General features: G+C 71.3%; 17 protein-coding genes and 1 riboswitch. Of the genes, 3 read left to right on the top strand and 14 right to left on the bottom strand.

Features of this window, described 5'->3' with window-relative positions; all coding sequences use genetic code 11:
- Positions 1–101: 101 nt before the first annotated feature.
- The 4 genes from MFF04_RS06325 to MFF04_RS06310 all read right to left on the bottom strand — a co-directional run bounded on the left by MFF04_RS06325 (position 102) and on the right by MFF04_RS06310 (position 3615).
- A complete protein-coding gene (locus tag MFF04_RS06325; RefSeq protein WP_238274606.1) occupies positions 102–2333 on the bottom strand; it encodes a transglycosylase domain-containing protein in 2232 nt (743 codons plus the stop codon).
- Positions 2334–2533: 200 nt separating this feature from the next.
- On the bottom strand, positions 2534–2845 hold the full coding sequence (locus MFF04_RS06320; protein ID WP_238274605.1) for an MmcQ/YjbR family DNA-binding protein: 312 nt from the start codon (positions 2843–2845) through the stop codon (positions 2534–2536).
- 116 nt (positions 2846–2961) lie between these two features.
- Positions 2962–3186, bottom strand: coding sequence for a ribosome modulation factor (locus MFF04_RS06315; RefSeq protein WP_238274604.1), 225 nt, complete (start codon positions 3184–3186; stop codon positions 2962–2964).
- 63 nt (positions 3187–3249) lie between these two features.
- Complete coding sequence (locus tag MFF04_RS06310) at positions 3250–3615, bottom strand: restriction endonuclease (protein WP_373319973.1); 366 nt, start codon at positions 3613–3615, stop codon at positions 3250–3252.
- Positions 3616–3662: 47 nt separating this feature from the next.
- Positions 3663–3769, top strand: a riboswitch (TPP riboswitch).
- A 74-nt stretch (positions 3770–3843) separates the two neighbouring features.
- Here MFF04_RS06310 and thiC point away from each other — a divergent pair.
- Together thiC and MFF04_RS06300 are read left to right on the top strand one after the other, a co-directional pair.
- Entirely contained in the window at positions 3844–5736 is a 1893-nt protein-coding gene (gene thiC / locus MFF04_RS06305; protein WP_238274602.1) for a phosphomethylpyrimidine synthase ThiC, read from the top strand.
- Between the two features lie 220 nt (positions 5737–5956).
- Positions 5957–6343: a FlaG family protein gene (locus MFF04_RS06300; protein WP_238274601.1), complete on the top strand. Its 387-nt coding sequence runs from the start codon at positions 5957–5959 to the stop codon at positions 6341–6343.
- A gap of 183 nt (positions 6344–6526) precedes the next feature.
- On the opposite strand, the gene flaF is transcribed toward MFF04_RS06300, so the two are convergent.
- Entirely contained in the window at positions 6527–6889 is a 363-nt protein-coding gene (gene flaF / locus MFF04_RS06295) for a flagellar biosynthesis regulator FlaF (RefSeq protein ID WP_238274600.1), read from the bottom strand.
- 174 nt (positions 6890–7063) lie between these two features.
- Here flaF and MFF04_RS06290 point away from each other — a divergent pair, with 174 nt between their 5' ends.
- A complete protein-coding gene (locus MFF04_RS06290; protein WP_238274599.1) occupies positions 7064–7306 on the top strand; it encodes a hypothetical protein in 243 nt (80 codons plus the stop codon).
- Positions 7307–7320: 14 nt separating this feature from the next.
- On the opposite strand, the gene MFF04_RS06285 is transcribed toward MFF04_RS06290, so the two are convergent.
- The 9 genes from MFF04_RS06285 to MFF04_RS06245 all read right to left on the bottom strand — a co-directional run bounded on the left by MFF04_RS06285 (position 7321) and on the right by MFF04_RS06245 (position 13577).
- Positions 7321–7458: a hypothetical protein gene (locus tag MFF04_RS06285; RefSeq protein ID WP_238274598.1), complete on the bottom strand. Its 138-nt coding sequence runs from the start codon at positions 7456–7458 to the stop codon at positions 7321–7323.
- A 102-nt stretch (positions 7459–7560) separates the two neighbouring features.
- Entirely contained in the window at positions 7561–7872 is a 312-nt protein-coding gene (locus MFF04_RS06280) for a hypothetical protein (protein ID WP_238274597.1), read from the bottom strand.
- Between the two features lie 78 nt (positions 7873–7950).
- Positions 7951–8487: a metallophosphoesterase gene (locus MFF04_RS06275; protein WP_238274596.1), complete on the bottom strand. Its 537-nt coding sequence runs from the start codon at positions 8485–8487 to the stop codon at positions 7951–7953.
- Between the two features lie 398 nt (positions 8488–8885).
- On the bottom strand, positions 8886–9053 hold the full coding sequence (rpmG, locus tag MFF04_RS06270; protein WP_238274595.1) for a 50S ribosomal protein L33: 168 nt from the start codon (positions 9051–9053) through the stop codon (positions 8886–8888).
- A 132-nt stretch (positions 9054–9185) separates the two neighbouring features.
- Positions 9186–9926: an NUDIX hydrolase gene (locus MFF04_RS06265; protein WP_238274594.1), complete on the bottom strand. Its 741-nt coding sequence runs from the start codon at positions 9924–9926 to the stop codon at positions 9186–9188.
- Entirely contained in the window at positions 9877–10365 is a 489-nt protein-coding gene (locus MFF04_RS06260) for a DUF983 domain-containing protein (protein ID WP_238274593.1), read from the bottom strand. Before MFF04_RS06260 ends, MFF04_RS06265 begins: the two co-directional genes overlap by 50 nt.
- A 44-nt stretch (positions 10366–10409) precedes the next feature.
- Entirely contained in the window at positions 10410–10784 is a 375-nt protein-coding gene (locus MFF04_RS06255) for a TonB family protein (protein WP_238274592.1), read from the bottom strand.
- Positions 10785–10796: 12 nt separating this feature from the next.
- Positions 10797–13115 (bottom strand): ribonuclease R, encoded by a 2319-nt coding sequence (gene rnr / locus MFF04_RS06250; RefSeq protein WP_238274591.1) that lies wholly within the window; start codon positions 13113–13115, stop codon positions 10797–10799.
- A gap of 123 nt (positions 13116–13238) precedes the next feature.
- On the bottom strand, positions 13239–13577 hold the full coding sequence (locus tag MFF04_RS06245) for a hypothetical protein (RefSeq protein ID WP_238274590.1): 339 nt from the start codon (positions 13575–13577) through the stop codon (positions 13239–13241).
- Between the last annotated feature and the right edge of the window lies 1 nt (position 13578).

Raw genomic sequence — 13578 nt, 5'->3', positions numbered from 1 at the left:
GCACGATCGGTATTCGCACCGTGACCGGATATCCTTAACGGCGGTCGCGCGCACCGCTTTCCACCGCCGCGCAAGGCTTCACCGCGGCAACCGGACGACGCTCAGAGACCGAACAGCTTCTCGAAGAAGTTGCGGTCGTCGCCGCCTTGGCGCGAGGGCTGTCGCGGCTGGACCGGGCGCGGCGGGGGCGCCGCGGCCGGCTGCGGCTCGCCGAGAAGCGCGCCGAGGAGCCCGCCCGGCCCGCCGCCGGAGGCGACGGACGCGGTTGTTTCGGGCGCCCGGCGCCAGCGGTTGAGGCCCGGCAGCGGCACGGGGGTCTGCCCCTTCAGCGCGACGCTCATGTAGGACTTCCAGATATCCACCGGCAGGTTGCCGCCCGACGCCTTCTTGGTCGGCTCGCCGTCGTCGTTGCCGAGCCAGACCCCGGTGACGAGGCTGCCCGAGTAGCCGATGAACCAGGCATCGCGGAAATCCTGGCTGGTGCCGGTCTTGCCGGCCAGCTCCCAGCCGGGGATGTCGCCCTTCTTGGCGGTGCCGATGACGAAGACCTCGTGCATCATGGCGTTCATCATGCCGACCGCGTTCGGGTCGACGACGCGGCCGAGCCCGGCCTCGCCGCGCTTGTAGAGCGGCTTGCCGTCGACGCCCTTCACGCTCGCCACCACGTAGGGGATGACGGCGTTGCCGCCATTGGCGAAGGAACTGTACGCGCCGACCATCTCCAGCGGCGTCACCTCGGAGGTGCCGAGCGCGATCGAGCCGTTCGCCTGGAGCGGCGAGGAGATGCCGAGCCGCTGGGCCGTCTGCACCACGGCCTTGGCGCCGACCTCCTGGCCGAGGCGCACCGCCACCGTGTTGAGCGAGAGCGCCAGCGCCGTGCGCAGCGTGACCGGCCCCTCGTAGCGGTGGGAGTAGTTCTCCGGCTGCCAGTTGCCGATGCGGATCGGCGCGTCGTCGCGCACCGTCTCCGGCGTCGCGCCCCGTTCCACGGCGGCGAGATAGACGAAGGGCTTGAAGGAGGAGCCCGGCTGACGCTTGGCGGTCGTCGCCCGGTTGAACTGGCTCTGCGCGTAGTCGCGCCCGCCGATCAGGGCGCGGATCGCCCCGTCCGGCCGCATCGAGACCAGGGCGCCCTGGCCGACATTGTAGCGGGCGCCGTTGGCGTTGAGGGTGTCGGTGAGCGCCTTCTCGGCCGTGGCCTGGAGCGCCGGATCGACCGTCGTCTGCACGACGATGTCGGTCTCGAACTTGCCAACGAAGTCGTCGAGCACGTCCATGACGAGGTCGGCCACGTAGTTGGCCGAGCCGCCGCCGCGGCTTCCCGCCGGCCGGGCCGGCTGGGCGAGCGCGAGCTTCGTGTCCTGGGGCGAGGCGAAACCGAGTTCCTGCATCGCCGCGAGCACCTGGGCCGCGCGGGCCTGGGCGGCCGGCAGGTTGCGGTTCGGCGCGAGCCGCGAGGGCGCCTGCACGAGGCCGCCGAGCATCGCGGCCTCGGCGAGCGTCACGCTCTTGGCGGGCTTGCCGAAGTAGCGCTGGGCCGCCGCCTCGACCCCATAGGCGCCGGCGCCGAAATAGACGCGGTTAAGGTAGAGCTCGAGGATCTCGTCCTTGGAGTACTTGTGCTCCAGCCACAGGGCCAGGATCGCCTCTTGGATCTTGCGGGAGGCGGAGCGCTCGGGCGTCAGGAACAAGTTCTTGGCGAGCTGCTGCGTCAGGGTCGAGCCGCCCTGCGACACGCCCCGCCGGGTGATGTTCTGCGCGACCGCGCGAGCGATGCCGAGGGGGTCGACGCCCCAGTGGCCGTAGAAGCGCCGGTCCTCGATGGCGACGAAGGCGCGCGGCAGGTACGGCGGCAGCTCCTTGATGCTCACGACGCGCCCGCCGGTCTCGCCGCGGTTGGCGAGCAGCGAACCGTCGCTCGCCAGGATCGCGATGTTCGGCGGCCGCTTCGGCACGGCGAGCTGGTCGATCGGCGGCAGCTGCGAGGCGTGGTAGGCGACGAGCCCGGCGACGCCGATCACCGCCCAGAGCCCGACCAGCATACCGGCATAGACGAGGCGTCCGAGGATGGAGCGGCGGCGCTTGCCGCCTCCGCGCCCGCCGCCGGAGCCGCCTCGCCGGGCCGTCGTCGCGCCGGATCGTCTCGGCAGGTCTCCCCGCGCGTCCCTGGGGGCGTTCCTGGGCATGTCGCCCCTCTTTTCCTGATCCCGCCGACCGCCCCCGGCGGGCCGGTCGGCCCGCGTCAGGCGCAGATCGAGCGCGCCGCGTCCGCCGATACGGCCTTCCGGCACGTCGAAGTTCGGCTCGTCCCGTTCGTCGCGCGATCTCGCCATCAGTGCCCGTATGAGCCCTCGAACCGCGCCGGGCCGGCGGGCCGGCGCTCCCCGGCGTCGTTAGCGCACCGTAAATGCGGCGGGTTTAGGTTGCGTTAACCGGCCTTCGCCGGCATCGCCGAGCTCGGCCCGGCGCTTGGTGCGCCGCCGCGACGTAGCCCACGCGGGCGATGCGGCTCGGATATCCGGTGTTCGCGCGGCTACGTGGCCGCGTTCTCCCAAGCCGCCCTGATGGCGCCCAGCGCCGTGGCCTCATCGGCCCGCGCGAGATCGACCAGCGTGCTGCCTTGCCTGCCCCAGGCACCGGCAGCCGCGGAGAAGGTCTCGGGCGCGGAGGCGATCAGCATCTCCTGGTGTTCGCGAGGCAGTTTCACCATCGCCCAGCCCTCGCCCGGATATCCGAGGGACGCGATCACCTTCTTTCCGAGCCGGAAATCGGGGTGGCCCCTGTGCGCCCCCTCGTCGACGCCATCGAAACCCAGCAGCAGCGTCCGAAACTCATCCGGCGTCATGGCGGGTCGCCCGGCTCTCATGGATCGGCCAAGGCAGGATAACCGACGCATTGCCCGCCGGCCATTCGCCGAGAACATCCGTGCGTAACGCGCACGCGAGGCCGGCCGCCCGACTTTCAGAAGCGCTGGCGCCCCTCCGCGTCGACGAACTCCGTGCGCTTGGGCTCCGCGTCGCCGCCCGTCTCGGCATCGTAGGCGGAGAGCCAGACCTTCCGCTCCTCCGAACCCTCGGGATAGGGGCAGCTCTCGCGGGGCTTGTCGTAGACGCGGGCGTTGCGGCCCTGGATGAGGGGGCTGTCGCTGGCCGTGCCGATCTCGCCGGGAATGATGGATTCGCTCATCGGGTGCTCCTGAAACGTCGTCTGACCGTGCAGGCCAACGCGCGAGAGCGCGGAGGGATCGGCTCAGCGGTCACCGCGCGTCTCGCGCAGGCGGCGGGTCATGCGCGTCGCGGCATGGAAGCCGTCGGGCTTGCCCTGCAGCCAGGCGAGGAAGCGGGCAAGCTCCGGGTCTGCGCGCAAGGCGTCGACGTCGGCCAGCCGCCGGGCGATCTCCGCCTCGCTGTAGCGGGCGTGGATGGCGGAGTGGCAGATCTGGTGCAGCCGCACAGTGCCGGCCTTGGCGCCGCCCTTCAGCTTCGGCGTGAGGTGGTGGAGGCTGGAGCGGGCGTCCGGCGGGATCGGCCGCTCGCAGAGGGCGCAGACGACCGGCGCCTCCCGGAGAGGTTCGGCCTGCTCTTCGCGCCAGCGCCGCTGTCGGCGTCCCATCACGGCCGTCCCGCGCAGATTGACATCCCTGGCATACCTGTAGAGATTCGAAACGTTCCGAGGGGGGCCCCGCGAGGGGGCTGAGATAGGGCCGGACGCCCTGACCCTTGAACCTGATCCGGCTCATACCGGCGGAGGGACGGGAACCCGCGGCTACGCGCCCGAAGTGGCGACCGCGTCCTTGTCTTGCGGCGGCACGGTCGGATCGCTCCAATGGGAGGGATCCTCACGATGAACGCACCCGTCCTGCCGAAGGATCTTCCGAAGGGAAGCCCGCAGACCGTCACCACCGGCCCCGTCACCGGCTCGCGCAAGGTCTACGAGACCGTCGCCGGCCGCGAGGACATCCGCGTCCCCTACCGCCAGATCGCGCTGACCGATCCGAAGGAGGAGCCGGTGCGCGTCTACGACGCCTCCGGCCCCTACACGGAGACGGACGCGCGCATCGACCTCAACCAGGGCCTGCCCGGCGTGCGCGAGCCCTGGATCGCCAAGCGCGGCTACGCCACGGTCGAGCCCCGCGCGGTCAAGCCCGAGGACAACGGCTTCGCCGCCGCCGACAAGCTCGTCGCCCCCTGCCCCGCCGAACGCGTGGTGCGCAAGGCCGCGCCGGGCCAGCTCGTGACGCAGTACGAGTTCGCGCGGGCCGGCATCATCACCGAGGAGATGATCTACGTCGCCCACCGGGAGAACCTGTGCCGGCAGGCGATGCTGGAGCAGGCGGAGGCCAAGCTCGCCGACGGCGACAGCTTCGGCGCCTCGGTGCCGGCCTTCGTGACGCCGGAGTTCGTGCGCGACGAAGTCGCCCGCGGCCGGGCGATCATCCCGGCCAACATCAACCACACCGAGGTCGAGCCGATGGCGATCGGCCGCAACTTCCTCGTGAAGATCAACGCCAACATCGGCAACTCGGCCGTCACCTCTTCCGCCGCCGAGGAGGTCGAGAAGCTCGTCTGGTCGATCCGCTGGGGCGCCGACACGGTCATGGACCTGTCGACGGGCCGCAACATCCACAACATCCGCTCCTGGATCATCCGCAACTCGCCCGTGCCGATCGGGACGGTGCCGATCTATCAGGCGCTGGAGAAGGTCGGCGGCGATCCGCTCAAGCTCGACTGGGAGGTCTTCAAGGACACCCTCATCGAGCAGGCCGAGCAGGGCATCGACTACTTCACGATCCATGCGGGCGTGCGCCTCGCCTACGTGCCGCTGACCGCGCGCCGCGTCACCGGCATCGTCTCGCGCGGCGGCTCGATCATGGCGCGCTGGTGCCTCGCCGGGCATCGGGAGTCGTTCCTCTATGAGCGCTTCGACGAGATCTGCGACATCATGCGGGCCTACGACGTGTCGTTCTCGCTCGGCGACGGCCTGCGGCCGGGCTCGATCGCGGACGCCAACGACGCCGCCCAGTTCGGCGAGCTCGAGACGCTCGGCGAGCTCACCAAGGTCGCCTGGGACAAGGGCTGCCAGGTGATGATCGAAGGCCCCGGCCACGTGCCGATGCACAAAATCAAGGTCAACATGGAGAAGCAGCTCCGCGAGTGCGGCGAGGCGCCCTTCTACACGCTCGGCCCGCTGACGACGGACGTGGCGCCGGGCTACGACCACATCACCTCGGGCATCGGCGCGGCGATGATCGGCTGGTTCGGCACGGCGATGCTCTGCTACGTCACGCCGAAGGAGCACCTGGGGCTGCCGAACCGCGACGACGTGAAGACCGGCGTCATCACCTACAAGATCGCCGCCCACGCCGCCGACCTCGCCAAGGGCCACCCGGCCGCGCAGCTTCGCGACGACGCCCTGTCCCGCGCCCGGTTCGACTTCCGCTGGGAGGACCAGTTCAACCTCGCCCTCGACCCGGACACGGCCCGCGCCTACCACGACGAGACCCTGCCCAAGGACGCCCACAAGGTCGCGCATTTCTGCTCGATGTGTGGGCCGAAGTTCTGCTCGATGAAGATCACGCAGGACCTGCGCGCCGAGGTGCTTGCGATGGAGGAGGCCGGCGAGGTCATCCACACCGCCCCCGTGATGTCGAGCGCCGAGCGCGAGGCCGGGATGAAGGCGAAGTCGCAGGAGTTCCTGGCCGAGGGCGGCAAGCTCTACGTCGACGCCGCCGAGTAGGCGCCTCAGCGACATCGGCTGAACACGGCATCCGAAAGCCGGGCTCCTCGCGGGCCCGGCTTTCTTCTTGCGGATTTCAGACGCCCGCGGATGCTCCGTTTTTTTGCGTCGGCGGTGACGGTCCGTTAACCGCCGGTCCGAACGCACCGGCCATCTTAAGGTCTCGGTAAGGCGGCTGTCGTTTGATCCTGTGACATCTCCCGATCGCAGGAGTTCAGCGATGAGCGAGATCACCGGAATCCGGCCCGTGGAGCGGGCCGTCTCAAGTCTGCCCGTCGAGCCCGTGGCCGCACCCGCGCCGCGCAACGCCTCGCCGCGCGATCACGCAAAGGCCGCCGAGCAGCCCCTCGAGCCGGCCGTGACCGTCGATCTCGGCGAGTCGGCGCGCGCCGCCGAGCGCGCGAGCCTGGACTATCGCACCCAGTTCATCCGCGACCAGGACACCCGCCAGATGGTCTATCAGGTGGTCGATCCGGGCAGCGGCGACGTGGTCGTGCAGCTGCCCACCGCGACCGTCCTCAAGGCGCGCGCCTATGCCGAGGCGACCGCGGCCCGCGCCGCGCCGGTGAAGGGCGAGGTCAAGCAACCGGTCGACCGCATCGCCTGACGCGACCCTGCGACGAGCGATCCTTTCGGCGTGCCCGCGCGAGCGGGCGCGCACCGTCGTGTTGCGACCGATGATCCAGCCGGCATCGCAGGCGTGCCGGTTCTCGGCAGCGTCGGAGCGGCCCGGACGACCGCTCGACCGTGGGCGACGGCGGGTCCCGAAGGACCCGCTAACTCAAGCCGTTCAGCGTCCGGAGAGGCCGGCGGCGAGGTTCTGGTTGATGGAGATCAGCGCGCCGAGCTTCTCGGCGCTCGGCTCGACCATGGTGTCGACCATGCGCCGGAAGACGAAGAGCGACAGGTCGGCGACGTTGCTCTTCACGTCCGCCGGAAGCGGGTTGTCGGGCTCGCTCACGGCACCGGCGATCACGGTCCAGACCTTCTGGTTGAAGGACAGGGCCCGGTTGAGGCCGGCCGACTGATTCGCCCAGTCGTCCTTGATGAGCTGGAGCTGCTGCGCGGCCTTGATGAGCACCGCCGATTCCGCCTCGCGGGCGGTCAACGCGCTGTTGGCGGCTCTGGCGTAGGCGTTGGCGGCGCTTCGCATCGAAGGGTCACTCCATCGTCAAGCCGAACCGCGATGCGGTACGGGCACGATGGGTATGTCGCACGCTCTCCTTTAAGACATGGTGAGTATCGACGGCCGCAAAGATGCCCCCGTCTCGCGCGAGCAGCGAGTCGCGGTGCCGCGTCCCGCCGCTGTCCCCGGGATTCCGCGAGGATGATGAACTTTCTTTTAGGCACCGTGGCCGGAGGGCTGATCGCCTGCGTGGCGACGATCGCGGCGGCCCGCCATCCGGAGGTGCAGCAGCGGCTCGGCCTGCGCCCCGCCGTCGCCTCCGTTCCGACGCCGGCGGCGCTCTCGCGCGCTCCGGCGCCCTGTCCCGTCGCAACCCCGGTGCCGAGCGTCGGCAATCCGGAGATGCTGTTCACGCGCAAGCGGTTCTGGTCCGTCGCGCCCTGATCCGGGGATCCCGCTCAGACGCTGCTGATCAGGAACATCACCATCGTCGCGGCGACGGTGGTGCTGACGAACCCGCAGAGAGCGGCGGCGAAGGACGGGCCGGTCGCGGGGAGGGTCTTCTCGGCGGAGAGGGTGAGGGTATCGGTGATCATGGCGGTCTACCTTGGCGGCGCAGCCGGCGAGGGCGCGCGAGAGGGGTTATGCATCGAGCTTGGCCGGGCGGGAGTGCGCCGGCGCACGCGTTTGTCGCGGGCTCAGTCGCAGCGGTTCACGGTCTTGGCCATGCGCAGGTTGCGAAGCTCGCTGCGCAGGTCGATGGCGACGACGCCGGCGCCGCAATCGTCGAAGGCGTCCCGCGCCTCGTTGTAGCGGTCGCCGACCTCGTCGAGCGTGTCGCAGAGGCGGTCGTGGTTGCCGATGCGGGCCTCCTGGCGGGCCTGGAAGCGCAGGGCGTTGGCCTCGTCGACCTTGCGCTGCGCATCGAGGCAGGCCCTCTGTGCGAGGGCCGGGGAGAGGCCGGCGACGAAGGTCGCGGCGGCGAGTGCGGATAGCAGTCGGGTACGCATGGAATCACCCTGCGGCACGCTGGTCGGGTTGTCGGGAATCGGCCTTGAACGGCCTTGTCTGCGGCTTGAACGGCTAGGCTAAGCGGATGGTTCCGCCATGCCGGACCGCCTTTTCCCGCCCCGCCGGGAGCGCAGGATCGCGTCGAGCCGAACCGGCGCGGGCCCTTGCGCGTCCACGCCGACATCGTACTGGCGGGGCGCGGGCGTCAGGCGGCCGTGGCTGTGCCCGTGCAGGTTGAGGGCGCCCTTCCCGATCCCGTTCCAGGTCCGGAAGGCGTAGTGGCAGAGCACGAGGCGGCGCCCCTCGACCACCGTTTCGGCATAGTGCGCGACGGAGGCCCAGCCCGGCAGCGCCAGGGTGGCCGGCCCGTCGTTGTTGCCGACGATGAGGCGCTTGATCCCGTTGAGCGCAGCGATGATCTCCGCCAGCCGTTCGGGCGGCGGACCGAGGGCGAAGTCGCCGAGGTGCCAGACCTCGTCCTCGGGGGCCACGACGGCGTTCCAGTTCGCGATCAGGGTGGCGTCGTGCGTGGCGAGGTCCGGAAAGGGCCGCTTGTCGATGCGCAGGACGCGAGGATCGCCGAAATGGGTGTCGCTCGTGAAATGCGTCGCCATTCGCCGCTTCCCCGCCGTCGATGGTTCACCCGAACGTGATCATCGACGAGAGTCCGGCTTGCCGCATTCCGTCGGGAACAAGTCGATCGTCACGAGGCTACAGGAGAGAAACATATCTTCCGTTGCGCGCTCGGAAAGGGAGTCCTCTTCTTCCATCATCGCGGGCAGGTCTTCGGATCGCGAAGGCGTGAGTTGCCGAATCCGGCCAGGAGCGTAAACCGCGCCTCACACCGGTGAGCGGATCCCCCCACGAGCCGGCGTGACCCTCGATCCTGGAGCGCGTCGCGGCCCTTGCGCCCGGCGCGCTCTTTTTATTCGGGCGTCGCGGCCAAAGAAAAAGGCCGCCCCTCGCGAGGCGGCCCTGCATCCCTGCGCGGCTCCAGCCGTCGCGAACGATCTCACTTGATCTTGGATTCCTTGAAGTCGACGTGCTTACGCACGACGGGATCGTACTTCTTCATGGTCAGCTTCTCGGTCTGCGTGCGGGAGTTCTTCTTCGTGACGTAGAAGTATCCCGTGTCGGCGGTCGAGACGAGCTTGATCTTGACGGTGACGGCCTTGGCCATGGCGCGGCGCTCCTGCGGACTTGCGGCATTCCGCGTCAGCGCGAAACGCAAAAGGGCCGGGAGAGCCCGGCCGGAAGAACGGCCGCGTGAATGCCTGATCGGCCCGTCCGCGTCAAGGCGCGTGCCGCCCCGTCAGAGCAGCACCCGCTCCCGGCGGCCGTGGCGCATGATGTGGAAGGGCAGCGGCCGGAACGGCGCGAAGCCCCCCGCCATCTGCTCCTCCAGCTCGTCTAGGATCAGGCGGGTGATGCCGGGCAAGTCAAGGCGGCGGGCCTCGTCGAGACGGACCCAGGCGAGCTCCACGAGCTCCGCCCCCTCTCCGACGATGCCCGGCTGCTCGGCCGCCACGGCACCGCGCTCGGCGGCGAAGAAGCGGGTATCGTAGCGGCGGACCCGGCCCGGCGGCGTGATCGCGCGGGCGACGAGATGCAGCGCTTCGAGGTCCGGCATGGCGCCGTGGTCGGCGAAGCTGCGCCAAGCGCCCGCGGGCGCCGTCTCCGGCGGCCCGTACTCGCGGGTGCCGACGACGAGGCCGGTCTCCTCGAAGGTCTCGCGGATCGCGGCGAGCGCCAGCGTGCGCCCGAGTCCCTGGGCGGGGCGGGTGACACGGGTGCGCAGCAGCGCCTCCGTCCGCTCGGAGAGCGCGCCCGTCACCGGCATGCGCCGGTCGACCGCCTCGATGCGGCCTCCCGGGAACACGAACTTGCCGGGCATGAAGACGAGGTTCGGGTTGCGCCGGCCCATCAGCACGCGGGGCGCGCGCCGGCTCCGCTCCACGAGGATGAGGGTCGCGGCGTCCCGAGGGCGCAGCGCCCGGACCCGCTCAGGCGTGGCCGATCCCGGCGCCGGCGATCCGTCCGTCGATGGCTCCACGCGGCGTCTCCCCGGCCGGCCCCTCCCCTTCGGCGCGGAGCTCGTCTCGCGGCCGAGGTAGCGCGGCGAAGCCGTGCATGCCAAGCGCGTATTGCAGGCCGACCACCGCGCCCTTCACCGGCTGAAGCAGCGCGAGCGCCATGCCGACGGTGACGAGCGGCCAGACGGTGAGCGAGACCCAGAGCGGCACTTCATAGCCCAGCTCGGCCTCGAGGATGAGATAGCCGACGATGTGGGCCACGATGAAGATCACGAGGTAGGGCGGCAGGTCGTCGGCCCGGTGATGGTGCATCTCGAGGCCGCAGACCTCGCATTCCGGCACCACCTTGATGAAGCGGCCGAACATGCGCCCCTCTCCGCAATGGGGGCAGCGACAACGGAAGCCGCGCAGCATCGAGCCGACGATGCCGGTGCGGACGGGCGCGGGCGATGCACTCATGGCCGCGAGCCTAAGGGCCGCCGGGGCGGCTGTCCATGCGGCGGCTAGCGGCGGAAGGCGACGGGCAGGGTCGCGGTGACGGTATCCCCGTCCGGGAGCCAGTCCGGCGGCGGCAGGGGATCGGCGGCGCGCACGGCGGCGAGCGCCGCCCGGTCGAGGGCCGGACGCCCGGCGCTTTCCACGATCGACGGGTCGCTCACCCGGCCCGCGCGGTCGACACGGAAGCGGACGAGGGCCCGGCCCTCCTGCCGCGCGCGCCGCTCCGCCGCCGGATAGCGCAGGAAGCGCTTGACGTGGGCCGAGGCGAGCGGCCCCCACTGCGCCTTCTCGACGGCCGAGGCCGGCGCGGGCAGGCCCGCGAGAAGCGCCGCGCACAGGCCGGCGGCGAGAGCCGAAGGCGGCCGACGATTCACAGGCATCCCTCCCAGCGCTCAGCGGCCCTTCGGCCGCCGGGACCCGCGATGACGCGCGCCGTCGGGCGACGGCGGCGCGGCCTTCCCGGCGGGCGGTCGAGAGCTGCCGCGCCGTCCTCCGGCCGCCGGCCGCGCCCCGGAGCGCGGGCGGCCCTCGCTCAGAAGCTCGAAGCGCAGCGCCCCTGCGACCGCGGCCGCCTCCACGAGACGCACCTCCACGCGGTCGCCGAGGCGGAAGCTCTCGCCGCTGCGCTCGCCGACGAGGGCGTGCCGGCCCTCCTCATGGCGGAAATACTCGGCGCCGAGCGTCGAGACCGGCACGAAGCCGTCGGCGCCGGTCTCGTCGAGCTTGATGAAGAGGCCGGAGCGGGTGACCCCGGAGATCTGCCCGCTGAAGGTCGCCCCGACCTGATCGGCGAGGTGATGGGCGATCAGGCGGTCGACGGTCTCGCGCTCGGCGGCCATGGCGCGGCGCTCCGCCCCGGAGATCTGCTCGCCGATCTGGTTCAACTCGGCCACCGACACGTCGGGGGAGAGCCCGTCGCTCCCGAGACGACAGGCGGTGATGAGCGCCCGGTGGACGATGAGATCGGCATAGCGGCGGATCGGCGAGGTGAAATGCGCGTAGCGGCGTAGGTTCAGCCCGAAATGCCCGAGGTTCTCCGCCGCGTAGACGGCCTGCGCCTGCGAGCGCAGCACGACCTCGTTGATGAAGACCGCGTGCTCGCTCCCGGCCACCGAGGCGAGGATGCGGTTGAACAGCGCCGGGCGCAACGCGCCCTCCCGCGGCAGCTTGATGCCGACAGAGGCGAGCACCTCGCCAAGCGCCCGCATCTTCTCCAGGGCCGGCTCGTCGTGGACGCGGTAGATCAGCGCCTGGCGGGCGGCCTCCAGGGTCTCGGCGGCGGCGACGTTCGCCTGGATCATGAACTCCTCGATCAGCCGGTGGGCATCGAGGCGCTCCGGCACGATCACCCGGTCGACGGCGCCGTCCGGCCCGAGGATCACCTTGCGCTCGGGGAGATCGAGGGCGAGCGGCCCTCGCGCCTCGCGGGCCTTGGTCAGCGCCGCGTAGGCCGCCCAGAGGGGGCGCAGCACCGGTTCCAGCAGCGGGCCGGTCTTGTCGTCGGGGCGGCCGTCGATGGCGGCCTGCGCCTGCGCGTAGGCGAGCTTGGCCCGGGAGCGCATCATCACCCGGTGGAACGAGTGGCGGCGCTTCACGCCGTCGGCGCCGACGACCATGCGCACGGCGAGCGCCGGCCGGTCCTCGCCCTCGCGCAGCGAGCAGAGGTCGTTCGAGATGCGCTCGGGCAGCATCGGCACCACCCGGTCGGGGAAGTAGACCGAGTTGCCCCGTTCCAGCGCCTCGCGGTCCAGCGCGCTGCCGGGGCGGACATAGGCGGCGACGTCCGCGATGGCGACGGTGACGATAAAGCCGCCGGGGTTGGCCTCGTCCGGGTCGGCCTCGGCCATCACCGCGTCGTCGTGGTCCTTGGCGTCCGGCGGGTCGATGGTGAGGAGCGGCGCCGTCCGCCAGTCCTCGCGGCCCTTCAGCGTCGCGGGCTTCACCGCGTCGGCCTCGGCGAGCGTCGGCGCGGCGAAGACGTGGGGGAGGTTGTGGAGGTGGAGCGCGATGAGGCTCACCGCCTTCTCGGAGCCCAGCGAGCCGAGGCGCTCGCGCACCCGGCCCCGCGGCAGACCGAAGCGGGTCTCGCGCTCGAGCGCGACGCTCACGAGATCGCCGTCGCGGGCCTCCCCCTCCTCGCCCGGCGGGATCAGGATCTCGCGCCCCTGCGCCCGCTTCTCGACGGGCAGGATGCGGCCGCCCTGGGCGCCGGCGCGGAACACGCCGATGACCTCGGAGCGGTTCTTGCCGATCACCTTGATGACGCGGCCGGTGTAGCGGTCGTCCCGTTCGCCGTCGGGCTCGACGCGGATCAGGGCGCGGTCGCCGATGCCGGGCGCCGGCTGGCGGCTGTTGCGCCCGCCCCTGCGGGGCGGCGAGACGAGGATCACCGGCGGCTTGCCGTGCGCGGCGTCCCATTCCACGGGCACGGCCAGGAACTCGCCGTCGCGGTCGCGGGAGCGCAGATCGGCGAGCACCACCGCCGGCAGGCGCCCGGCCTTCGAGAGACCTCCGCGCCCGCGGGTAACCGCGCCCTCGGCCTCGATCTCCTTGAGGAGCGCCTTGAGGCCGATCCGGGCCGCGCCCTTCAGGTTGAAGGCTTTGGCGATCTCGCGCTTGCCGACCTTCTCTCCCGCGGAGGCGATGAAGGCGAGCACCTGCTCACGGTCGGGAAGGTCGGAGCCTGCCGGCTTCGGAATGCGTTTGGCCAAGAAGGAGCGTCCGAGGCGCGGAGGAAGGGAGGGAAGCGCCTGCGTCCCGGGAAGATGGGCGCCGAAGCGCTCCGGGGCAACGGCGGCGGGGCCGCCTTGCGCCCGTCATCCCCCGCGAAGCCGTCAGCCGGTGGCGGCGGACTTGCGCACGCGCTCCACCGCCTCGTCGAGACCGAAGCCCTCGTCCAGCAGTTCCTCGACGCCGAACGGGCAGGCGGCCGGCAACCCGAACGAGACGCGCCCCTCCTCCTCGCGGAACTCCGGCGCCTCGGCATCCTGCACGGCGAGCGTCCAGAGGCCGTCGAGCCTGAGCGCGCGGGCCGCCTCGGGCGCCGCGCGCAGGGCGGCGAGCCCGCGTGCCGCCTCCTCCCGCCAGAGCAGACTGGCGCGGTCGTCCGACATCAGCGCGGCCTTGACGAGCCCCGAGAGCAGGGTGCGGGCGGTGGATGCGGCCTCGGTCATG

The organism is Methylobacterium jeotgali (assembly GCF_022179345.1).
Classification (GTDB): Bacteria; Pseudomonadota; Alphaproteobacteria; order Rhizobiales; family Beijerinckiaceae; genus Methylobacterium; species Methylobacterium jeotgali.
This window is presented reverse-complemented; position numbering and strand designations above follow the sequence as displayed.